The 23,026-nt window shown below is 67.0% G+C and carries 15 protein-coding genes; 10 read left to right on the top strand and 5 right to left on the bottom strand.

What is annotated here, in order from left to right; all coding sequences use genetic code 11:
- Nucleotides 1–60: 60 nt before the first annotated feature.
- Both metK and QRM95_RS01590 read left to right on the top strand, forming a co-directional pair.
- Nucleotides 61–1,296 carry a methionine adenosyltransferase gene (gene metK, locus QRM95_RS01595; RefSeq protein ID WP_018761414.1) on the top strand — a complete coding sequence of 412 codons (1,236 nt, stop codon included), beginning with the start codon at nt 61–63 and terminating at the stop codon, nt 1,294–1,296.
- Between the two features lie 90 nt (nt 1,297–1,386).
- Nucleotides 1,387–3,459, top strand: coding sequence for a primosomal protein N' (locus tag QRM95_RS01590; protein ID WP_285246155.1), 2,073 nt, complete (start codon nt 1,387–1,389; stop codon nt 3,457–3,459).
- Between the two features lie 57 nt (nt 3,460–3,516).
- Here QRM95_RS01590 and QRM95_RS01585 read toward each other — a convergent pair whose 3' ends face one another.
- The 4 genes from QRM95_RS01585 to QRM95_RS01570 are packed head-to-tail and all read right to left on the bottom strand — an operon-like array spanning nt 3,517 to nt 7,382.
- Nucleotides 3,517–4,593, bottom strand: coding sequence for a glycosyltransferase family 4 protein (locus QRM95_RS01585; RefSeq protein WP_285246154.1), 1,077 nt, complete (start codon nt 4,591–4,593; stop codon nt 3,517–3,519).
- Nucleotides 4,590–5,519 (bottom strand): alpha/beta fold hydrolase, encoded by a 930-nt coding sequence (locus QRM95_RS01580; RefSeq protein WP_285246153.1) that lies wholly within the window; start codon nt 5,517–5,519, stop codon nt 4,590–4,592. The genes QRM95_RS01585 and QRM95_RS01580 overlap by 4 nt, the downstream gene beginning before the upstream one ends.
- Before the next feature lie 8 nt (nt 5,520–5,527).
- Nucleotides 5,528–6,397, bottom strand: a complete 870-nt coding sequence (locus QRM95_RS01575; protein WP_285246152.1) for an aldo/keto reductase — start codon at nt 6,395–6,397, stop codon at nt 5,528–5,530.
- A gap of 19 nt (nt 6,398–6,416) precedes the next feature.
- Nucleotides 6,417–7,382, bottom strand: coding sequence for a sugar-binding transcriptional regulator (locus QRM95_RS01570; protein ID WP_285246151.1), 966 nt, complete (start codon nt 7,380–7,382; stop codon nt 6,417–6,419).
- 128 nt (nt 7,383–7,510) lie between these two features.
- Here QRM95_RS01570 and QRM95_RS01565 point away from each other — a divergent pair, with 128 nt between their 5' ends.
- The 3 genes from QRM95_RS01565 (at nt 7,511) to glpK (ending at nt 11,731) form a co-directional block, all read left to right on the top strand.
- Nucleotides 7,511–9,337: a glycerol-3-phosphate dehydrogenase/oxidase gene (locus QRM95_RS01565; protein WP_285246150.1), complete on the top strand. Its 1,827-nt coding sequence runs from the start codon at nt 7,511–7,513 to the stop codon at nt 9,335–9,337.
- 89 nt (nt 9,338–9,426) lie between these two features.
- Nucleotides 9,427–10,176, top strand: coding sequence for an MIP/aquaporin family protein (locus tag QRM95_RS01560; protein WP_285246149.1), 750 nt, complete (start codon nt 9,427–9,429; stop codon nt 10,174–10,176).
- Between the two features lie 40 nt (nt 10,177–10,216).
- Entirely contained in the window at nt 10,217–11,731 is a 1,515-nt protein-coding gene (gene glpK, locus QRM95_RS01555; protein WP_285246148.1) for a glycerol kinase GlpK, read from the top strand.
- Between the two features lie 94 nt (nt 11,732–11,825).
- Here the strand turns inward: glpK and QRM95_RS01550 are convergent, their stop codons facing one another.
- Nucleotides 11,826–13,364, bottom strand: a complete 1,539-nt coding sequence (locus tag QRM95_RS01550; protein WP_285246147.1) for an FAD-dependent oxidoreductase — start codon at nt 13,362–13,364, stop codon at nt 11,826–11,828.
- A gap of 287 nt (nt 13,365–13,651) precedes the next feature.
- On the opposite strand from QRM95_RS01550, the gene leuS reads away from it, so the two are divergent.
- The 5 genes from leuS to QRM95_RS01525 all read left to right on the top strand — a co-directional run bounded on the left by leuS (nt 13,652) and on the right by QRM95_RS01525 (nt 22,877).
- Entirely contained in the window at nt 13,652–16,174 is a 2,523-nt protein-coding gene (gene leuS / locus QRM95_RS01545; RefSeq protein ID WP_285246146.1) for a leucine--tRNA ligase, read from the top strand.
- A gap of 86 nt (nt 16,175–16,260) precedes the next feature.
- Nucleotides 16,261–17,247, top strand: coding sequence for a DegV family protein (locus QRM95_RS01540; RefSeq protein ID WP_285246145.1), 987 nt, complete (start codon nt 16,261–16,263; stop codon nt 17,245–17,247).
- A gap of 48 nt (nt 17,248–17,295) precedes the next feature.
- Nucleotides 17,296–18,198: a ComEA family DNA-binding protein gene (locus QRM95_RS01535; RefSeq protein WP_285246144.1), complete on the top strand. Its 903-nt coding sequence runs from the start codon at nt 17,296–17,298 to the stop codon at nt 18,196–18,198.
- A 1-nt stretch (nt 18,199) separates the two neighbouring features.
- Nucleotides 18,200–20,197 carry a ComEC/Rec2 family competence protein gene (locus QRM95_RS01530; RefSeq protein WP_285246143.1) on the top strand — a complete coding sequence of 666 codons (1,998 nt, stop codon included), beginning with the start codon at nt 18,200–18,202 and terminating at the stop codon, nt 20,195–20,197.
- A gap of 490 nt (nt 20,198–20,687) precedes the next feature.
- Nucleotides 20,688–22,877, top strand: a complete 2,190-nt coding sequence (locus tag QRM95_RS01525) for a hypothetical protein (RefSeq protein ID WP_285246142.1) — start codon at nt 20,688–20,690, stop codon at nt 22,875–22,877.
- The last annotated feature ends 149 nt before the right edge of the window (nt 22,878–23,026 follow it).

The following is a 23,026-nucleotide window of genomic DNA, read 5'->3' as shown; positions in this document are numbered from 1 at the left end:
TTTGCTTAGCACGGGGACATCTCCCGCCTGGCAACCAACACCAACCAGTAAGGTAGTTGAGTGACTTTACCGCTGCACCTTCCCCAGGCCCACGGGGCCACGCCCGCCGCGCTCCGGCTCTTCACGTCCGAGTCGGTCACAGAGGGCCATCCGGACAAGATCTGCGACCAGATCAGCGACGCCATCCTGGACGCGCTGCTGGCAGCGGACCCCGAGTCGCGCGTGGCAGTGGAGACCATGGCCACCACAGGCCTGGTGCACGTGGCGGGCGAAGTCACCACCGACGCCTACGTCGAGATCCCGCAGATCGTCCGTGAGACCATCCTGGGAATCGGCTACGATTCCTCGGCCAACGGCTTCGACGGCGCCCGGTGCGGCGTCTCCGTCTCCATCGGACAGCAGTCCAACGACATTGCCGGCGGTGTGTTCAATTCACTCGAGGCGCGTGAGGGCCGCCAGGAGGACGATTACGACCTCCAGGGCGCAGGGGACCAGGGCCTGATGTTCGGTTACGCCAGCGACGAGACCCCTTCCTACATGCCGACGCCGATCTGGCTCGCCCACCGGCTTTCCGAACGGCTCACCGAGGTTCGCAAGACGGGCCAGCTGGCCTACCTCCGCCCGGACGGCAAGACCCAGGTGACCGTCGGCTACGACAAAGACGTACCCGTCTCCGTGGAGACAGTGGTGATCTCCAGCCAGCACGCCGACGGTGCAAGCCTGGAGCAGCTCCGCGCGGACCTCGCCGCCATCGTGATCGAGCCCGTTCTTGCCGGCGCCAACCTGGACCTCTCGCGCACCGCGAACATCCTCAACCCGGCCGGTGAATTCGTTATCGGCGGGCCGGTTGGGGACGCCGGGCTCACCGGCCGGAAAATCATCGTCGACACCTACGGCGGCATGGCCCGCCACGGCGGTGGCGCCTTCTCCGGCAAGGACCCGTCCAAGGTGGACCGCTCCGCTGCGTACGCCATGCGCTGGGTGGCCAAGAACGTGGTGGCCGCAGGACTGGCCAAGCGTGCCGAGATCCAGATCGCGTACGCGATCGGCCAGGCCCGGCCCGTGGGAACCTACGTGGAGACGTTTGGTACCGAGACCGTTGACCCGGCCAGGATCAGCGCGGCCATCGCCGAGATCTTCGACCTGCGCCCGCGCGCCATCATCGACGCCCTCGACCTGAAGCGGCCCATCTACGCCAAGACCGCCGCGCACGGGCACTTCGGCCGCGACGATCCCGACTTCACGTGGGAACGCCTGGACCGGGTGGATGACCTGAAGGCATTCTTCAACGCCTGACAGTCCTCATGAGGCGTCCGGAAGGCCAATGTCAGTGCCCGGTGCTTGGCTGTCCATGTCCAACCCGGCAGCTGAACGGAGGTAACCGCCATGGTTGCTGACAGTTCCGTCCAGCCATCCTTGCTGCAGGGATTTCCGGTGCGGACTCCGTCCGCCGGAGCCATGGCAGCACAGCTGCCGGTGGCCCGGGTCCTCGTGGAGTCCTCCCTCCCGCATCTGGACCGGCCCTTCGACTACGCCGTCCCGGCTTCCCTTGACCTGGAGGCGCGGCCCGGGGTACGGGTCAAGGTCAAATTCAACGGCCAGGACCTCAACGGCTTCCTGTTGGAAAGGGTGGCCGAGTCCGACGCCGGACACGCCCTGGTGCCCCTGGCCAAGGTCGTTTCACCGGTTCCGGTCCTCATGCCCGCCGTCCTCGACCTCGCTACCGCCGTCGCCGCACGGTACGCCGGTACCGTCAGCGACGTCCTCCGCCTCGCCGTTCCACCCCGCGTTGCAAGGCTGGAAAAGGATTACCCGGGCGCCTACGCGGCGGAGGAAGCGGGAACCGCTCCCGGCGCTGCCGGCCCCTCAGCCTGGACGGACTACCGCACCGGCGCTGCTTTCCTGCGGCACCTGGCCGCCGGTGGAGCACCGCGCGCGGTGGTCAACCCGCTGCAGGGCTACGGACCCGCCGGCTGGCCACACCTCCTCGCCGAAGCCGCTGCCGCCGCCTACACCTCGGGCCGCGGCGCCCTGCTGGTGGTGCCGGACTACCGCGACCTTGACCGCCTCGAGGCAGCACTCAAGGACGTGTTGCCGGACGATGCCGTGGCGCGGCTCACCGCAGACGACGGCCCCACACCCCGGTACCGGAACTACCTTCGCCTGCTGGCCGGCACCGCCAAGGTGGCCATTGGCACCCGGTCTGCCGCCTTCGCCCCGGTCCCGGACCTCGGGCTGGTTGCCTGCTGGGACGACGGCGACGACCTCCACATCGAACAACGCGCACCGTACCCGCACGCCCGGGAAGTGCTGCTCCTGCGGGCGGAGCAGGAAGGCGCCGCATGCCTCCTGGCCGGGCACTCGCGCAGCACGGAGGTCCAGCGGCTGGTGGAGTCCGGGTGGGCCGTCCCCGTCAGCACCGCGCGTGACACCCTCAGGGCGACCGTTCCGCGCGTCGTCAGCACCGCCGACACCTTCGAGCAGGCCCGGGACCCGCTTGCCACTGTGGCCCGGCTTCCGCACGCGGCCTGGCAGGCCGCCAAGGAAGGCCTGGAGCGCGGACCTGTCCTGGTGCAGGTGGCCAGGGCCGGCTACGCGCCGTCACTGGTCTGCGAAACGTGCCGCGAGCCGGCACGCTGCGGAACCTGCCAAGGGCCCCTGGCGCTGGCAGGCACGTCGGCGCTTCCCCAGTGCCGCTGGTGTTCCACGCCGGCACCGGACTGGACCTGCTCCCACTGTGGCGGCCGACGGCTCCGGAAGGGAGCCACCGGGGTCCTGCGTACTGCGGAGGAACTGGGCAGGGCTTTTCCGGGCAAAACCGTCGTCACCTCCTCCGGTGACCAGGTAAAGGCCACGGTGGGCGAGGCGAAGGCCCTGGTGGTGGCCACGGTGGGGGCGGAGCCAGTCGCGGCCGGCGGCTATGCAGCGGCCCTGCTCCTGGACGGCGACTCCCTGCTGCGGCGGGAAACCCTCCGCGCCGGCGAGGACACGGTCAGGCGGTGGCTCAACGCCGCGGCACTGGTCCGTCCTGCCCCGGACGGCGGACTCGTGGTGGTGACGGCCACTGACACCGCTGCCACAGGCGCCCTGCTCCGTTGGGATCCTGCCAGCTATGCCCAGCGGGAGCTGGCCCTGAGGATGGAACTCCAGTTGCCCCCGGCGGTCCGGATTGCATCCGTCACCGGGCCGCGCCCCGCCGTCGAGCATTTCACGGCCGCCGTGGAGGCCGGGCTCGGCAGCGCCGGAATAACGGTGCGCTCTGCAGGCCCGGCGCCGTTGGTGCTGACCGCACCGCCGTCCGGGAGGCGCTCGGCCGAGGACGTCCGCACCCTGCTGTTCTTTCCGTATGGCCAGGCCGCCGCCGTCGTCCGTGTCCTGCGGGCCACCCGGGCGGCCGCGGCCGCCAAGAGGACCGTGGAGCCGGTACAGCTGCGCCTGGACGGCGTGGACGTCCTCTAGGACTTTCGCGGCACGGTGCCTGTTGCCTGGCCTGTGCACCCCGGCCTACATACCCGGTCAGCGCGGCCTGTTGGCCACCACTTCGTGTGCCGCATCCACCAGTTGCCTCGCCGATTCGTCCCAGCTGAATTCGGCGGCCCGTGCCACGGAACGCCGGGACATGTCCTGCCAATGCCCGTCATCCTGCAGCTGCGCCACCGCGTGTGCGAATTGTTCGGGGGAGCCCGGGTCCACGTAAAGGGCTGCGTCCGCGCCCACCTCGCGGAAGATCGGGATGTCGCTGGCGATCACCGGCGTGCCGACTGCCATGGCTTCCACCAAGGGGAGCCCGTAGCCTTCGGCCCTGGACAGGCTTACCAGTGCGGTGGCCCGCCGCAGCAGCCCGTCATATTCGGCGTCGGTGACGCCGTTGTGGAACACCACTTCGGCGCCCTGCGGCACCAGGCCTTCGAGTTCCGCCCGCCGTTGTGGACTGATCCGGCTCAGCAGGTGCAGGGTGTAGCCGGGCAGCCCGGACATGCCGGCCACCATGGTTTCCACGTTCTTATAGGGCATGAACGAGCCCATGTAGATGAGCGTCTTGTCCGCGCCATCACCCGGGGTGCGGTGGACCTGGGCCGGCTGGGGTGCGTTGGCGATGATGCGTACCGGCCGGCGGGTGAGGCGGTACTTGGCGATGAGCGCCTCGGTGGTCCGGCTGATGGTGGCCACCGTGTCGGCCCGGTTCAGCAGCAGCCGCTGGGGCCAGAACGCCTTGTGGTAGAGGCGCCAGAGCAGCCTGACCGGGGCCGGCAGGAATCCCGGGGGAGCGGGGTGCTCGTAGTAGATGAGGTCGTGCAGCGTCAGGATCAGGCCGTACTTCCTGCCCCAGGTGCCCATGGTCTGCATGGGGCACACCACCACATCGGCGCCGAGGCCATTGACCTTGCGGGCCACGAACAGCTCCAGCGGTGAGAGCGGGCTGTTGATCAGCGTGTACGGAACGTCCGGCAGGAGGGCTAGCTGGCGGACGTCGGAGACCAGCATTGAGACGTCGGCGATTTTCGCCGTGGCGGCGATCAGGCTGGCCCCGTAGCGGCTGATGCCGTCGTGGTGGTCGGTGCGGGTAAAGCGGGCATCGATGACTATCTTCACGCGGGATGATCCTTCAGGAAGCTGCGGATGTAGCGGGCGGCGGGCTCCGGCGTTTCGTAGTGGATGAGGTGTCCGACGCCGGGAATCACCTTTAGCTCCCCGTCCGGCAGCAGTGCCAGGAGGCGCTGCTGGCTGGGAAGCGTGGCGATTTCGTCCCTTTCGCCGGCCACGAGCAGCACGGGGAGGTCCAGCCGGCCGGCCACTTGGGCGACATGGTTGCTGACCGACGCCGTGAAGGACTCCAGCAGGCTGTCGCGGTCTGCGAAGGAACTGAAGTACGCGTGGTGCTGGCCGTGGATGAATGCCCGCAGTTCCTTGTCGCGTGTCTTGGCCATGGTCTCGCTCATGACGCGCACAATCAGCCGGTTGCGAAGCAGGGCCAGCCCCGGTTTGCGGGGGAGCCTTGCCGCCAGCCGGTAGTACAGGACTGCCAGCCGCGTCATCACGCCTTTGGGCCCCTCCAGCGCCGGGGCAGCGATGGGGTTGATGAGGATCAGGGGACGGACTGCGCCGGGATGGCCGGCCACAAAGTGCGCTGCCACGATCGAACCGAAAGAGTGGCCCAGCAGCACGGTGTCCGGTCCGAGCCCCCGGGCCGCCATGAAGTCGCTGATGAACTGTCCGTAGCGCTCCACCGAATGCTCGTCCTGTATGAAGGCGTCCGAACTGCCGAATCCCGGCAGGTCCGGCATGATGATGCGCATGTCCGGCAGCTGGTCCGCGACACGCAGGAGCCCATGATGGTCGCCCCGGAAACCGTGGATCACCAGGATTGTGCGGGTTTCCGGTGTTTCCTCCAGCGGCTCATAGGTCCAGAACGCCACGCTGCCGCCGTCGAGGGTTACGGTGCCGCCCGAAGTTCGGGCTGCCAGTGCGGCACTCAGGTATGCGGGCGCAGGGGAGGTCCCCGGGTTCACGGTATCCATGCCGGCGCCTAGTTGACGTTGTCCGGATGCGAACCGGTGCGCTGCCCGCGGTCCAACGCAGTGATCGCGGCCAGGTCCCGTTCGGAAAGATCGAACCCGAAGACGTCCAGGTTCTCCCGGATGCGGGCCTCCGAACTTGCCTTGGGGATGGCAACGTTGCCCAGCTGCATGTGCCAGCGCAGGATCACCTGCGCCGGGGTCCTGCCGTGCTCGGCGGCGCAGGCTTCGATGACCGGGTCCGAGAGCACCTGGCCGCGGCCCAGCGGGCTCCATGCTTCGGTCCGGATACCCAGGTCCGCGTGCTTGCTGCGCAGCTCCTCCTGCTGCAGCCAGGGGTGCAGTTCGATCTGGTTCACGGCAGGAACAACTTCGGCGCTTTGCAGGAGCCGGTCGAGGTGGGCGGGCTGGAAGTTGCTGACGCCGATGGCACGGACGCGGCCTTCACGGTAGAGGGTCTCCAGCGCGCGGTACGTTTCCGGGAACAGCCCGCGCCGCGGGCAAGGCCAATGGATCAGGTACATGTCCACGTAGTCCAGCCCCAGGTTGACCATGGAGTCGTCGAAGGCTCTCAGCGTGGAGTCGTAGCCGTGATGGTCGTTCCAGACCTTGGTGGTGATGAAGACGTCTTCCCGGGCCAGTGAGTGGGACAGCTCCCCGGAACCGCCGCTTCCGGTTCCGTCGCCAAGCTGCAAACTGATGCCGCGCGCGACGCCGGTCTCGTTTCCGTACATGGCTGCGGTGTCGAAGTGGCGGTACCCTGCCGCGAGCGCCGTGGCCACCAGGCCTTCTGCGTCCGCCGCCGGCACTTTGTACAGCCCAAAGCCAAGCTGGTCGATCAGCACGCCGTTGTTCAGGCTGAGCCGGGGTGAGGTTCTCATGGAAACGACTCTACCCACTTCAGCTTGTCAGGCCCTCGTAATCGACCAGGCGGCGGGCGGTGGCTTCGTCCAGGATCAGGTCCGTCGCCAGCCTGGCGGCCAAGGCCCCGCGGAGGCCGTTGATCTTGGAGACGCCCGAGACCACGCAGATCCTCCGGCGCACCTGGCGCAACTGGGCAAGTGCCGGCCCGGTGGACCGTTCGTTCAGGACGATCCCGTCGGAGGAGCCGTCGGCCCGGAAGAACACGGTGGCAACGTCGCCCACCACGTCCGAGTTAGCCAGGGCGTTCAGGTCCTCCTCGTCGAGGTATCCGCCCGCGTACACGTGGCTGGGGTAGTCGGCATGCACCGAACCGACACCGAAGATGGCGATGCTCATCTTCGCCTGGAGTTCCAGGACGCGCTGCACGCTGCGTTCATTCCACATGGCTGTCTTGGTGGCGGCGTGGTCGAAGAACGCCGGGACGGGAAACTGCTCCACCCGTGCGCCGTAGGCGCTGCCAAACCTTCGCATGATGTCGCTGGCGTAGGTAATGCCCGTGGTGTGCATGTTTCCCGCGCCGTTGAGCTGGACGATAACGCTGTCGTGGGTGATCTTCCGGGTGAGGTGCCGACTGACGGCGCTGAGGGTGGATCCCCAGGCAACGCCGATGATCGCGTTCGAATCCACCAGGGGACCGATGGTGCGTGCGGCCTGCATGGCCACGCGGTCCAGGGTCTCGGCCTCGTTGAGCGTCCCCAGGACCGGCACAACGTGCACGTCAAGGTTGTACCGGCGGCGGATCATGCCTTCCAGCTCCGGGCCGGTATCGAGCGGATTGCGGATCTGGATCTGCACCAGTCCCGATTCCCTGGCGGCGGACAGGAGACGCGAAACGGTGGACCGGGAGGTGCGCAGTTCGCGTGCGATCGCATCCATGGTGAGGTCCTGCAGATAGTACATTTGTGCAGCTCGGAGGGCATCTGCGTCTCTGGAGAGTGTCATCTCATTTCCCCTCTGCACGTTTGTGCATAGTGCTTGACTCCATTTTCCATATCTCCAAAGAATAGAGCAGAACGGCGGTGCGCCACGGTGGCAGCCGCATCACTTTCAAAGCCCCAAGGGAGTATGTTTTGGGACCCAAGGAACCAACTGTCCAACCGTCTGCCGGCGCCCCCCGGGCCGAAGCCGAACGCTCATCGGTACACAGCCTCCGGCGCAGGCCACACGCCAAAGTGCTCGTGGTGGGCGGCGGCATCAATGGGGTAGGCACGTTCCGAGACTTGGCTTTGCAGGGCGTCGACGTCGCACTCGTGGAGCGCGGAGATTACTGCCAGGGGGCCAGCGGCGCATCATCGCACATGATCCACGGCGGCATTCGCTACCTCGAAAACGGCGAGTTCCGCCTGGTGCGTGAATCCGTGGTGGAACGCAACCGGCTGCTCAAGATCGCGCCGCACTACGTCAAGCCGCTGCAGACCACCATTCCCATCTTCAGCACGTTCTCCGGTATCCTCTCGGCGCCTTTACGCTTCCTGACCCACAAGCAGCAGGGCAAGCCGAAGGAGCGCGGTGCGTTCCTTATCAAGGCCGGGCTGAGCCTTTACGACTCGTTCTCCCGAGACGGCGGGACCGTGCCGCGGCACCAGTTCCGGACGCACAAGGCCGCCCTCAAGGAACTGCCTGCCCTCCGCCCGGACGTCAAATACACTGCCACGTACTTCGATGCCTCCGTGCACAACCCGGAGCGACTCACCCTCGACGTCCTGCAGGACGGTGAGAAGGCCGGCCGCCCCGCGGGGACGGAGCAGGCCCACAACGCACAGGGCAACACGGCGCGTGCCAGCAACTACCTGTCCCTGCAGTCCATGTCTCCGGCCCCCAACCCCGGAACCGGGCGGGGCAGCACCGTCCGGCTCCGTGACGAACTCACCGGCGAGGAATTCGATTTCACGGCAGACGTCATCGTGAACACCACCGGCGCGTGGGTGGACCTTACCAACGGCGCCATGGGTGCCGCGTCATCCTTCATGGGCGGCACCAAGGGCTCGCACATCGTGCTTGACCACCCGGGCCTCCTTGCCGCGTGCCGCGGCCGCGAAATCTTCTTTGAGCACACCGACGGCCGGATCGTCCTGATCTACCCGATGGGTGACCGGGTCCTGGTGGGCACCACCGACGTCGACGCCGACATGTCCGAGGACGCCATCTGCACCGACGAGGAGATCGCGTACTTCTTCGACCTGATCGGGCACGTATTCCCCTCGGTCGACGTGACACCTGAGCACATCGTGTACACGTTCTCCGGCGTCCGCCCACTGCCAAGCCATGACGCCACCCAGCCCGGCTTCGTCTCCCGCGACTACCGCATCGAACGCCGCACCTCCGGACACGACGCGGACTCCGCCGTCGTCCTGAGCCTGGTGGGCGGCAAGTGGACAACGTTCCGCGCCCTCGCGGAGCACCTCGCCAACGACGTCCTCGCCGAACTCGGCATGCAGCGCAAGGTTTCCACCGCGCAGCTGCCCATCGGCGGCGGCGCCGGGTTCCCCGCTGACGAGAACAGCGTCCAGCAGTGGATCAAGGCACACATGTCCGCCGGCCGGGACGCGGACCGCACGGCGGGCCTGCTGACCCGCTACGGAACCCGGGCCGAAGAAGTGATCGGGTACCTCGACGCCGCCCCTGACCAGGCGCTGCGTTCCACCCGTGAGCTCAGCGTCCGGGAACTGGAATTCATGGCGGCACACGAACAGGTGGGCCATCTGGTGGATGTCCTGATCCGGCGCACCTCCCTGGCTTTCCGGGGACTCGTCACCGGTGAGCTGCTCAACGAGGTCGCCGAGGTGCTCTCCGGACCGCTCAAATGGGACGCTGCAACGCGCACCGCAGAAATCAAGCACGCCCAGGACGTGCTGCAGCGTTTCCACCGGGTGGAAACGCACAGCCTGGTCTCCTGAGGCCGGGCGGGGCCGGGGGCGTGAGTCACCCCGGCCCGACGGCCCTCCACCCGCGGAGGGCCGACAACTAAAAACAGAAGGAGTCAAAGATGTCTCTAGGAATAGTCTTCCTCTCCGAAGTCTTTGGTACCGGCATGCTGACCCTCTTGGGTTGTGGTGTCGTTGCCAACGTGGCTTTGCGGGGGACAAAAGGCAACAACGGCGGGTTCCTCATGGTCACATGGGGGTGGGGAATCGCCGTCTTCGCGGGTGTCTTCGTTGCCGCCAAGTCAGGCGCGCACCTGAACCCCGCCGTCACACTCGGCCTGCTGCTCAACGGCAAGGCCGAGTACGCCCCGGGAGTCACCGTGGATATCGCGTCCACCCTGACCTACTTCGCCGGCGAAATGGTGGGCGCGTTCCTCGGCGCCGTGGTCTGCTGGCTGGCATACAAGCAGCACTTCGACGACGAACCCGAGCCCGCCGGCAAGCTCGGCGTTTTCTCCACCGGACCGGCCATCCGGTCCACGCCCTGGAACGTCATCACCGAAGTCATCGGCACCTTCGTGCTGGTGCTGGTCATCCTCACCCTCGGCGGGACCCCCTCCGGGCTCGGTCCGCTCGCCGTTGCCCTGCTGGTCGTAGGCATCGGCGTGTCCCTCGGCGGCCCCACCGGCTACGCCATCAACCCCGCCCGCGACCTCGGACCCCGCATCGCCCACGCAGTTCTTCCCATCAAGGGCAAGGGCTCCAGCGACTGGGCCTACTCGTGGGTGCCCGTCGTCGGACCGTTGATCGGCGGCGCACTCGGTGGCCTCGTGGCCCGCGTTGTCCCCATCATCGTCACCGCAGCATCCTGAACCCACACGACAAATCAACAAACCGGACAAGGACGTCATCATGAACCAGTACGTAATCGCCATCGACCAGGGCACCACCAGCACCCGCGCCATCATCTTCGACCACAGCGGCGCCATTGTCTCCTCCGGCCAGATGGAGCACGAACAGATCTTCCCGCAAGCCGGCTGGGTGGAGCACGACGCCACGGAAATCTGGAACAACACCCGTGAGGTCATCGGCTCCGCGCTGTCCAAGGCGAACCTGACGCGGCACGATATCGCCGCCGTCGGCATCACCAACCAGCGCGAAACCGCCGTGGTGTGGGACAAGACCACCGGCAAGCCGGTCTACAACGCCATCGTGTGGCAGGACACCCGGACCCAGGACATCGTCGATGAACTGTCCAAGGACGGCGGCGGGGACCGCTTCAAGCAAAAAGTCGGGCTGCCGCTGGCAACCTACTTCTCCGGGACCAAGATCAAATGGATCCTGGACAACGTCGACGGCGCCCGCGAAAAGGCAGAGGCCGGCGACCTGGTGTTCGGCAACACCGATGCCTGGGTCCTCTGGAACCTGACCGGCGGCGTTGACGGCGGCGTCCACGTCACCGATGTCACCAACGCATCGCGCACGCTGTTCATGGACCTGGAGACCCTCCAGTGGGATGACGAGATCCTGGGCATCTTCGGTGTGCCGCGCAGCATGATGCCGGAAATCAAGTCCTCCTCTGAGGTCTACGGCGAGGTCCACGGATCCCAACTGCTCCGCGAGACACCCGTGGCAGGTATCCTGGGCGACCAGCAGGCGGCCACCTTCGGACAGGCAGCCTTCGACACCGGCGAAGCCAAGAACACCTACGGCACCGGCTGCTTCCTGATCTTCAACACCGGCGAGGAGATCGTCCACTCGAAGAACGGGCTCCTGACCACCGTTGGCTATAAGCTTGGCGACGCCAAGCCGCACTACGCCCTTGAAGGATCCATCGCCGTCACGGGCTCCCTGATCCAGTGGCTGCGGGACAACCTGGGCATGATCAGCAGCGCACCGGAGGTGGAGACCCTGGCAGCGGCCGTCAAGGACAACGGCGGCGTGTACATCGTCCCCGCGTTTTCCGGCCTCTTCGCTCCCTACTGGCGCTCGGACGCCCGTGGTGCGATCGTCGGCCTGACCCGCTTCGTCAACAAGAACCACATCGCCCGGGCGGCCCTGGAAGCCACCGCGTTCCAGACCCGCGAGGTGCTGGACGCCGTCAACGCGGACTCCGGAGTTCCGCTGAGCGAGCTGAAGGTCGACGGCGGCATGGTCGCCAACGATGCCCTCATGCAGTTCCAGGCGGACATCCTGGGCGTTCCGGTGATCCGGCCCAAGGTCGTGGAAACCACGGCGCTGGGCGCCGCCTACGCGGCCGGCCTTGCCGTCGGCTTCTGGAAGGACCTGGGCGAGCTGTCCGCGAACTGGTCAGAGGACAAGCGGTGGGAGCCGCAGATGGACAAGGCGGAGCAGGAGCGCCAGCTGCGCCTCTGGAAGAAGGCCGTGACCAAGTCCATGGACTGGGTCGACGAGGACGTGCGGTAGCGTCCTTCGGTATTTTTGGGCCGCCCTGCCGATATCCGGCGGGGCGGCCCTTCCATGTCCGGCCCCAGCCAGGGGTGGGCGAGGGGAGGCGCTTTCAGGGCGTGGGGCGCGGCGGCAAGTCCTCGGTGGCCGGTCCCTGGATGACCGCGCCGTCCACGGTGAACCGGGAACCGTGGCAAGGGCAATCCCAGGTGCTGTCTTCCCGGTTGAAGCCGACGGTGCAGCCCAGATGGGTGCAGGTTGCGGACACCGCGTGGAGCTCACCGGCCTGGCCGCGGTAGTAGGCCGTGCTGGTCCCGGCTGCGTCAATCACCTTGACGGCCCCGGGGCCAAGGTCCGCCACCTGCCGTGCAACGTCGTCCGGGCCGGTCTCCTGCCCGTCCGGGCGTGCACCGGCCTTTGGTTGGCCGTCCACCGCCGCCCTGGTCCCGGGGTGCAACGGTGCACGGTTGCTGCCAAACAGCGGAGCCCATTCGTTGGGGGTGCCATTGAGCAGGTCCGTGAGCATCAGCGCGGCGGCGGTACCGTTGGTCAGCCCCCACTTGCGCAGGCCTGTGATGACGAAGGCATGCCGGCTGTCCGGAGCCAGCGGGCCGACGTAGGGCAACCCGTCCCGGGGTACGGCGTCCTGGGTGGACCAGCGGTAGGCAACGGGCCCGGCTCCGAAGCGGCTTTGGGCATAGCCGGTGAGGCTCGCGTACCGCTGCGCCGGATCCACGTGTTCGGCGGCAGGGTGGCCCTCGCCGCCGGCCAGCAGGTACGTCACGCCGTTCAGCCGGACAGTGAGCAACGACCGCATGGGTTCATCGGCGCTGATGAACGTAGCGTCCAGGGGAGGACCGTCCATCACCGCGGCAACGATGTAGGAGCGGTGCGGCGGGCACAGTGCCTCCAACCTGCCATGGTCTCCGAAAGGGACGTTCGTGGCCACAATCGCGTCAGCGGCCAGCACGGTGCCGTCGTTGGCGGTGACTTTCACCTGTGGGCCGTCTTGCAGGCCGACGGCCCGGGTTCCCTCGAAAACGAAGCTGCCCCCTCCGTCCACTCGTGCGGCCAGCCCCTGAAGATACTCCACCGCGTGGATTTGGGCCTGGCCGTCAAAACGGACAGCGCCCGCCACGGGAAAAGGCAGGGGTACCTCGGCCGTGAATGAGGCGGGAAGTCCAAGCCTGGCGGCCAGTTCGGCTTCGGCGCGCACCTGTGGGAGGGTGTCCATACTCCCGGCGAAGGTGAAGTTGGCAACCCTCCGGAAGCCGCAGGAGATGTCCTCCGCCGCCACCAGATGGGCGATGTGTTCCACGGCAGCCTGGTTTGCCGTGCCGTAGACCCCTGCGGCGACTGCGCCGTGGCTGTGTTCCAATGCCGTATACGCCAAGCGGTGAAGGGACGTCACCTTGCCGGTGGTATGCCCAGTGACCCCTGTGCCGATCCGGGCGGCTTCAAGAACGGCTACCGAGCGGCCCGAGCCTTTGAGGGCCAGTGCTGCCGTCAGTCCGGCGACCCCGCCCCCGATTACTGCCACGTCCACCTCCACTGTGCCGCGCAGGTCAGGGAAACGGGTTGTTCCGGCGCTTGCCAGCCAGAGCGAGAGCGGCGCCCCTTGGGCGGAGCCGGTGGTGGTTGCATCAGCCACCGCGTACCACCTCCCTACGTTTTGGGATGATCATGCGCGCTTGGCCCGGGCAATGCAACGAGTCCTGTCTCCGGGGCTGCGGCAGGCGGCGAACGGGTGCGCTAAAGTAGATCCATGCGTGCGATCCTTCTGCTTAGTTAGCCGCCGGTTGTCCCAGACGTGACAGCTGAGCGGCAGCCCCTCCAATGGTGAGGGGCTTTTGTGTGTCCGGGGCATGCGGGCCGTCAGCAGGAGGATCAGGCCGTTATGGCAGCACCGATGCCGTAACAGAACAGAAAAGGGCAGCAGTGGGCGTTCAGCCGGAGACAGAGACCGGAACAACAACAGTATCGGCAGAGCCTGAAGAGGGCACCTACAGTTTCACCGCCATGGAGGCCAAATGGCCCCAGGTGTGGGAGGACCTCAAGGTCTTCACCCCGGTGGACGACGGGTCCAGGGAACGCCGTTACGTGCTTGACATGTTCCCGTACCCCTCGGGCGACCTGCACATGGGACACGCCGAAGCGTTTGCCATGGGCGACGTCGTGGCCCGCTACCTCCGCCAAAAAGGCTATGACGTCCTGCACCCGATCGGGTGGGACTCCTTCGGCCTGCCCGCGGAAAACGCCGCCATCAAGCGCAACGCCCACCCCAGTGAGTGGACGTACGCCAACATCGACACCCAGGCAGCCTCGTTCAAGCGGTACGCGATCTCCGCCGACTGGTCGCGCCGCCTGCACACGTCCGACCCCGAGTATTACCGCTGGACGCAGTGGCTGTTCAAGCGCTTCTACGAGCGCGGCCTGGCCTACCGTAAAAACTCGCCGGTGAACTGGTGCCCGAAGGACCAGACCGTGCTGGCCAACGAACAGGTGGTCAACGGTGCCTGTGAGCGCTGCGGCACCACGGTCACCAAGAAGTCGCTGAACCAGTGGTACTTCAAGATCACCGATTACGCCGACCGGCTGCTGGACGACATGGACGAGCTCCGCGGGCACTGGCCCGAGCGCGTGCTGGCCATGCAGAAGAACTGGATCGGCCGGTCCGAGGGCGCCCACGTCACCTTCGTGGTAGAGGCCGACGGCGGCAAGCCCGCCAAGGACGTCACCGTCTTCACCACCCGCCCGGACACCCTGTACGGGGCAACCTTCTTCGTGGTGGCCGCTGACGCGCCGCTCGCCGTCGAACTCGTCACGGACGAACACGCCGCCGCCCTGGACGACTACCGGGAGAAGGTCAAGGCCCTCTCGGAAATCGAACGGCAGTCAACGGAACGGGAAAAAACCGGTGTCTTCACCGGACGGTACGCCGTCAACCCGCTGAACGGGGAGAAACTCCCGGTGTGGGCCGCCGACTACGTGCTGGCCGACTACGGCACCGGCGCGATCATGGCCGTGCCCGCACACGACCAGCGCGACCTGGACTTCGCCAAGACCTTTGACCTGCCTGTCCGGGCGGTGCTGGACACCGGCGAGGAGGATCCGGCCGTGTCCGGCACGGCGACTGCCGGCGAGGGCACCCTGATCAATTCCGGGGCCTTGGACGGGCTGCCCAAGGCCGAGGCCATCCCGGCCGCGATCAAGATCCTCGAAGAGCAGGGCACCGGCGAGAAGTTCGTCAATTTCCGGCTCCGCGACTGGCTGCTGAGCCGCCAGCGGTTCTGGGGCACCCCGATTCCCATCATCCACTGCCCGTCCTGCGGGGAAGTGCCCGTTCCGGACGAGCAGCTGCCGGTGACGCTGCCGTCCGACCTCCGTGGCGAGGACTTGTCCCCGAAGGGCACGTCCCCGCTGGCGGCTGCCGAAGCGTGGGTCAATGTCGAGTGCCCTTCCTGCCACGGGCCGGCCAAGCGTGACACGGACACCATGGACACCTTCGTGGACTCGTCCTGGTACTTCCTGCGCTTCGTCTCGCCCCAGTTCACCGAGGGCCCGTTCGACCCGCAGAAGATCAACGACTGGATGCCTGTTGGCCAGTACGTCGGTGGCGTGGAGCACGCCATCCTGCACCTGCTGTACGCCCGGTTCTTCACCAAGGTCATCCACGACCTCGGCATGATCGACGCCGACGAACCGTTCAGTGCCCTCCTCAACCAGGGGCAGGTGCTCAACGGCGGCAAGGCCATGAGCAAATCCTTGGGCAACGGCGTGGACCTCGGTGAACAGCTGGACAAGTACGGTGTGGACGCCGTGCGCCTGACCATGGTGTTCGCCTCCCCGCCCGAGGACGATGTGGACTGGGCAGACGTGTCGCCGTCGGGTTCGGCCAAGTTCCTGGCCCGCGCCTGGCGCCTTGCACAGGATGTTGCCAGCGACCCCGGAGTGGACGCCGCAGCAGGTGACCGCGCCCTGCGTTCGGTAACGCACCGCACCATCGCCGACGCCGCCGAACTGCTCGATGCCAACAAGTTCAACGTGGTGGTGGCCAAGCTGATGGAACTGGTCAACGCCACCCGCAAGACCATCGATTCCGGGGCCGGCGCCGCGGACCCGGCCGTCCGCGAGGCCGTCGAGGCGGTGGCCGTGATCCTCAGCCTGTTCGCTCCGTACACGGCCGAAGACATGTGGAACCTGCTGGGCCACCCGGCATCGGTGGCCAATGCGGGCTGGCCGGAATACGATCCTGCCCTCCTGGTCCAGGACACGGTCACCGCCGTTGTCCAGGTGCAGGGGAAGGTGCGCGACCGGCTGGAGGTATCCCCGGACGTCTCCGAGGACCAGTTGCGTGAGCTGGCCCTCGCCTCCGGAAATGTCCAGCGTGCCCTCGACGGCCGCGGCATCCGGACTGTCATTGTCCGTGCGCCTAAGCTGGTCAACATCGTTCCGGCCTGACCGCTGCACCCGCAGTATCCACCGGCCGTCGGATCTTTTCCGGCGGCCGGTGCCGCCTGAGCCGGACACCGTATCCAGGAGGCCCCTTGCCTGACAGTAACGCCGCCGCCTGGCCATGGGTACGGTCGCGGCTCTCGGCGCTCAGGCCCTCTGCCCGTCCCGTGACCGCGCGTCCGGGCCCCGGCGCCCCGGTCCGCACCGCCGTCGTCACAGACTCCGCAGCCGCCCTGCCGGCCGGCTACCTGGCCGCGCTCCCGCACGACGGAATCCTCACCGTGGTGCCGATGCCCGTCATGGTGGGCGCGGAGATCTATGGCGAAGGCGAAGACGACATCCTGGAAACCATCGCCGTGGCTCTCGCCTCGGGAACCGCCGTCAAAACGTCCCGGCCATCACCCGGGCAGTTCGAGCAGGCATACCGTGCAGCCCAACAGCGCGGATTCGAGGCCGTGGTGTCAGTCCACATCTCCGGTGAACTCTCCGGTACGGCGGACGCGGCAAGGCTCGCTGCGGCACGGGTTGGAATCCCGGTCGAGGTGGTGGACACGGAAACTGTAGGCATGGCCCAAGGCATGGCCGTCCAGGCTGCAGTCACAGCAGCGGCAACCGGTGCAGGCTGCGAGGACGTCGCCGCGGCCGCCCACGCACAGGCAACCCGGACCAGGGTCTACTTCTACGTTCCCAGCCTGGAACAGCTGCGCCGCGGAGGCCGTATCGGCGCCGCAGCCTCGCTCGTGGGCACCATGCTCGCCATCAAACCCATCCTGGCGGTCGACGGCGGCCGGATCGTTCCGCTGGAACGGGTACGGTCCGCCGCGCGCGCCGTGGCCCGGCTGGAGGAAATCGTTGCGGCCGAAGCGGTGCCCCGCCCCGGAGAAAGCGTTCGCCTGGCCGTCCACCACTTTGGCAACCAAGCGGAAGCGGACGCCTTGGCTGCCAGGCTCGCTGCGGCATTGCCGGACTGTCCGCCGGCCCAGACCAGTTCCCTTCCGGCGGTCCTCGCCGCCCATGCCGGGCTCGGCGTGCTGGCCGTCATTGTTGGCAGGGACACCGCCGGCAACCTTTCCACATAGCGGCTCCGCCGGGTGCCGCCCGGCGGCGCTGCTTCCTAGGGTGGAGCCATGTCACGCCGGAATGCTGGAGCAGCAGGTCAGCAGGCGCGGCATGCGAGGGACCGGCTCCAGTCCACGCTGGGCGGGGGAACCCCAGGCCTCCTGCTGGATGGTCCGGGCCTGGAAGGCTTTGAGTACCAAGGACCGGGACAATCCGACGAGTCCGGTACAGGGGCGGCTGGGGATGGCAGGAAAGACGCGGCCCCGCGGCTCCGGTGGCGGGTGGGACTACGCGTCGCCGCGCTGCTGACCGCGCTGGCGTTGGCTGCGGGAGCCTGGTTCTGGTGGCAGGCGGGAGCGGGCGCCCCCGAAATCCTGCCACTGGCCGGAATGGACAATTCCGGCGGCAGCCACGCGTCCCCCAAGGACCCGGTTGCCGGTACGCCAGAGGACCGCCCGGCCCCGCTGGCGGATTCAGGCCAGGCCCAGGGGGAGTCCTCATCCGGCGGGACCCTTGTGGTGGTGCACGTGACCGGGGCCGTAGGCAGCCCCGGGGTCATCCGTCTGCAGCAGGGCTGCCGCGTTGACGACGCCATCGCTGCCGCAGGCGGTCCGGCAGCCGATGCCGACGTGGACCGGCTCAATCTCGCCCTCGTCCTGGTAGATGGACAGAAGATCCAGGTCCCGAGGGTGGGGGACCCGCTTCCGTCCGCTCAGGGGACGGGAAGCGCTGACGGCCCGGAAAACGCAGGGCCGGCTGCCGGGTCGGGCCACCCGGGCGGGAAGATCAACCTCAACACCGCCAGCGTTGCGGAACTGGACACCCTGCCCAAGGTCGGCCCTGTCCTCGCCCAGCGGATCGTGGACTGGCGCAAGGATCACGGCCCCTTCAAGAGCGTTGAGGAACTGGACGCCGTGGACGGTGTGGGGCCCAAGATGCTGGAGTCCCTGCTGCCCTTGGTGACGGTCTGACATGGGAGCACAGGACGGCGGCACCCTGCCCGCGGCCCACGGGAAACAAGGCGCGGTCGCCCCGGGCGGAAACCCGCCACGAAGCCGCTGGAGCCGGTTCGTGGAATCTGCCGTCAGGGGAGAGGCGGAACAACAGCCAGGGCGGGTTGCCGGCCAGGCCCCGGTGCGGACCGGGGACCCTTCGCCCAGCGTTGTTCCCGGCGTGCACCCGCGGGCTGCCCGGCAGCGCTTTTGGAGGTGGTGTACGGAGTACGTCCGCACGCGTGCCGCGGCGGCAGCCGGTGCGCCGGCGGTCACCGGAACCGGCACTGTGGTTTCCCGGCGCCGCACTGATCTCCGGCTGGTCCTCCCCGCGTGCCTGGTCTGGGGCGGCGCGATAGCTGGGATCTGGTTGCCGCCGGTGCTGCTGGCTCTGCTGTGCGCCGGACTTGCTGCCGCGGCGGCCGTGGTCATCAGCCGGGCCGCCGGCCTTGGCCGTGGCGGGCGTGCCGCCGGCAACGCCCCTTCCACTGCACGTTCCGAACCACGGAGACGGAGTTTCAGTGCGGCGGCAGGCGCCTCCCTGATGCTGGCTGCCGCAGCCGCGGCACACTCCGCGGCTGGTTCAACGCAGCGCTTCGACGGACCCGTTGCGGAGGCCGCCGCCGCTGGCGATTCCGTTGTTGCCGTCGCAGAGGTCACCGGCAGTCCCCGCCCGGTGAGCGGACACGGGGGAGCGGGGGAACGGTGGTCGGTTCCCATCACCACCCTTGAGGTGTCAACAAACGGAGTCCGCCTGCGCACGCGGGTCCCGCTGGTGGTCATGGGCGGCCGGGAGTGGGGTTCGGTGGTGCCGGGACAGACACTGCGCGCCGCAGGAAAACTCCGTCCCGCCGATCCCGGACGGACTGAAGCCGGAAGCCTCGCGGCAGCCACGGCTCCCCGCCCGGCCACAGAGGGGCCAGCCCTGCAGGGCGGGGCCAAGGAATTGAGGACACGATTTGTCTCGGCCGCCTCATTCCTGGAGCCGGACGCCCGGGGCCTCCTGCCGGGAATGGTCACCGGCGATACAAGCGCGTTGGACCAAGGACTCGGCAACGCCATGAAGACGGTGGGCATGACCCACCTGACAGCGGTCAGCGGGGCTAACTGCAGCCTGGTGCTCGGGGCCTTGCTGCTGGTGTGCCGTCTGTTCCGCCTGCCCAGGGTTCCTGCGGCTGCCGTGGCCTTGGGCGGGCTGGCACTGTTCGTGGTGCTGGTGGGGCCGGATCCCAGTGTCCTGCGCGCGGCTCTGATGGGGGCGATCGGCGTCGCCACCCTGGCCGGCGGACGATCGGGACGGGGTCTGAGCTTCCTCTGCCTGGCCGTCATAGGACTGCTGCTGGCCGACCCCGCCCTCGGAACCAGTTTCGGGTTCCTCCTATCGGTCCTCGCCACACTGGGCATCATTCTCCTGGGCCGGCCCATCATGGCCTGGATGCCGGCAGTGGTGCCCCGGTGGGTTGCCGCGTCCATCGCCGTGCCGCTGTCCGCCCAGCTGCTCTGCGGACCCGTCATCGTCCTCCTGCAGCCTCAGTTCGCCACCTATGCCTTGCTGGCCAACGTCGCAGCTTCACCCCTGGTGGCGCCGGTAACCCTGCTGGGGACCGCGGCCGTGCCCCTGGTGGCCGTGCTGCCCTGGGCAGCCACGGTCCTGATTGCCGTGGCGGGGGCCTTCAGTTCAGCGGTTGCCGCCACGGCAAGGTTCGCGGCGCAGCTGCCCGGCTCCGCCTTGCCATGGCCGGAAGGGGTACCCGGCCTGCTCTCAATGCTGCTGCTGTCCCTCCTCACCTTCGCCTTCGTCTGGGCGGCTGCCCGGCGGCGGCACCTCCTCCGTTGGATCCAGGAGGCGCACAGGCTGGCCGAAGCGTTGATCCAACTGCTCGAAAGCCGGATTCATCGCCTCCGCCACGTGCAGAGCTTGAAGCGCTGGCGCGGCGGCCCTGGCTGCGGCGGCAAATGCAACGAAAGCAATTCATAAGTTGAGCTTCGCAAAAAGTTCTACAAGTATTCAGGCGATGTCCTGAAAGTGTGGGTGCCAAAGAAATCCACAGGACACAGAGGTCAGCCGCGCAACAATATTCAGGCTGTGGCACGATTGAGAAGCACAAGAACAATTGGGGGAATTTGTGACTGAACAGCAGTATCCGCAGGCCGGGTCATCCGGGCAGACCACTGAGGCACCTGGCTGGCCGCCTGCCGGCAATGCAGGAAACGCCGGCCATTCCGGGTCGGGCGCGGCCCCGGGCTCCAGTCTCCTGAAGACTTTCGACTATAAAACTTTGATTCCCGGGGCCCTGGTCGGCGCCATTTCGTATGTGGTGATTCTCATCACCGCCTTTCTTTTCCTAATTCTGGCACTGATCGGTATTAGCGCCAGCAACGGTGGCAATACCGAATTGCCGTCGAATTCCATGCTTCCCAGCGAAATCCCGATGCCGTCACCGTGGTCCCTGATAGGACAGTTGGCCGTGCAGCTGGTCGTCATGAGCCAGCTTGGCGCGCTCGGTTCGAGCATCGACGCAACCATTCCGTTCATGGGGAACGTGCACGGATCCGCTTCCGTCTTCGCGGTTCCCTTGCTGCTGACGGCTGTCTCGATCGCAGTGCTGTACTACGGCGGCCGGTACGCCGCCAAGCGGGCCGCAGCCCAAACAACCGCCGGAACTTGGATCGAGGCAGTAACAACGGGCCTGGTGTTCACTCTGCTGGTCAATATCCTCGGGGCGATCTTCGCCATTTCCATACCGGTGCCGAGCGTGAAGATCAGCCCGATCGGCGCTGTGACCCTCGGGTCCTTCGTATTTGCGCTCGTGATCGGAACGCTCGCCACTTTCGCAGGGCGGGCATCAGTGCGCCCGCGCGCCATTACAGGCGCCGGTATCCGTGCGGCGGTCCGCCGGGCATTTGAGACTGTCGCGGTACATTACGTCGTTTTTCTGGCCATCGCCATCCCGGTGGTTGTGATTGTCCTGGGCATCAAGTCCGGGTGGCAGTCCACCCTCTCATCGCCGCTGTGGGCACCCACGGCAGGCTTCTTCATGTTCGGCTTGGGCCATCTGGGTGCTCTGACCCGCAACTGGAACTTGGGCTCCTCAGTGGCCTCATCGGCGAATTCCTCCGCTTCCGACATCAGCTTCGGCTTCGGGCACGCCTTGGACCAGTACGGCATCCCTGGCTGGGCCGGATGGTTGCTGCTTCTCCTGGCGCTGATCTCAATCGTGGCGACCTCGGTCTTCTGGTACCTGCGCCGGGGGCCCGTGGTGACCAACAAGGTCACTGACTGGGCAGCGCTCCCTGCTGCATTCCTCGTTGTCGGGGCGCTGGTCACGTGGCTGAGCAGCGTGACCGGCACCTTTGACGCCGGGTCCCTGGCGTCCGGTGACGGCAGCATGACGCTGGCATGGTTTACCCCGTTCTTCCTGATGCTCTGGGGCGGCGCTACAGAAGCATCAGCGTGCTATCTCGCGCCCCAGCTGAGCCGGTACGTTCCCCTGGCCCTGGCCTACAAGATTGCTCCATCCGAATCGGCAGCAGCTGCACCGTCTGGAACGGCCCCTGCACCGGGTGCCGGGGCCCCAGTTGGCCATGCAGCCCCCGGAGCCCATCCTGCGCTGGCGCCCCGGGAGCCGATGTCCGCCCGCACGAAGCGCAAGCTTGGACTCATGCTGGGCTCCGCCGGTTTGGTGGTCGCACTGGTGGTCGGGGGAGTCATCGCACTCAACGTCATCAAGGGCAACAACGGTCCTGATAAGGCCGTGGGCAGCTACCTACTGGCACTTCAGAACGGCGAGGCTTCCAAGGCGATGTCACTGGCCGATCCCGGCGTGGCCAACGACCAACGGGTCCTGCTGTCCGATCAGGTCTACGCCAAGGCTGCCAAGCGCATCGACGGCTTCGACATTGTGTCCACGAAGGTCGCCGATGACACGGCTACGGTGGTGGCTGAGGTACACCAGGACGGCCGTAAGAAGCAGGAGACGTACAGCCTTCGCAAGTCGAATCCTGAACTCCTGGACGATCACTGGAAGATGGAGTCCACACCTCTTCAGAGCGTCCGCATCACGTCGGACACGCCGCTGAAGAAGATCCTAATCAACGGTCAAGAGCTCGACGTCGACCTAGCCGGCAGCTCTATGGGCTCATCCGGCCTCAGCTACCCTGCTTTGCCCGGCGAATACACCGTTGAACTGCCCTCCTCGGAAAAATTTCTGGCCGCTCAGAAGTCCACGGCGCTGGTCACCATCGGGGCCGCCCAGGCACCCGCGACCGCCAGCCTCAAAGTGGACGCCTCTGACGTCCTGAAGTCCGAAGCCATGGCACAGATCGACGCCTATCTTGCCGAGTGTGTGAAGTCCACCGAGGCCCAGCCGGCCAATTGCCCGCTCGACAACTACAGTTCCTCGCGCTACTCCCGGAACTTCCACTGGACACTCACGTCGAAACCCACGTTCACCATAAGCAAGGACCCATATGGGTCTACCCCGTGGCGCATTCGTACACAGACTCCCGGGAAAGCGACAGTCAGCTACGAGAGGGATAACTCATACGGTTTCGGAACAGCCGAGTGGAAGCCTGCAACAGACACAACCTCGGTTTCCATGAGTGCCAACGTCTCTATTGAGGACGGCAAGGTAAAGCTGACCTACAGCAGGTATTAAAGGGAAGAACGCGACCTGCCGAGCCGTTCGCAGCGGTGTAGGCCAGTCACACCAGCGGCCCTGTCCGGGGTTCCGGGGAGGGCCGCTGGTCGTCTCCGCCCGCCGCCTCAGTACCGGCAGCTTGGAGCGCGGGCGCGGACATGGCAGGC

The organism is Pseudarthrobacter sp. efr-133-R2A-89 (assembly GCF_030209315.1).
Classification (GTDB): Bacteria; Actinomycetota; Actinomycetes; order Actinomycetales; family Micrococcaceae; genus Arthrobacter.
Note: the sequence above shows the minus strand (reverse complement) of the source record. Positions and strands in the feature narration are given on the sequence as shown.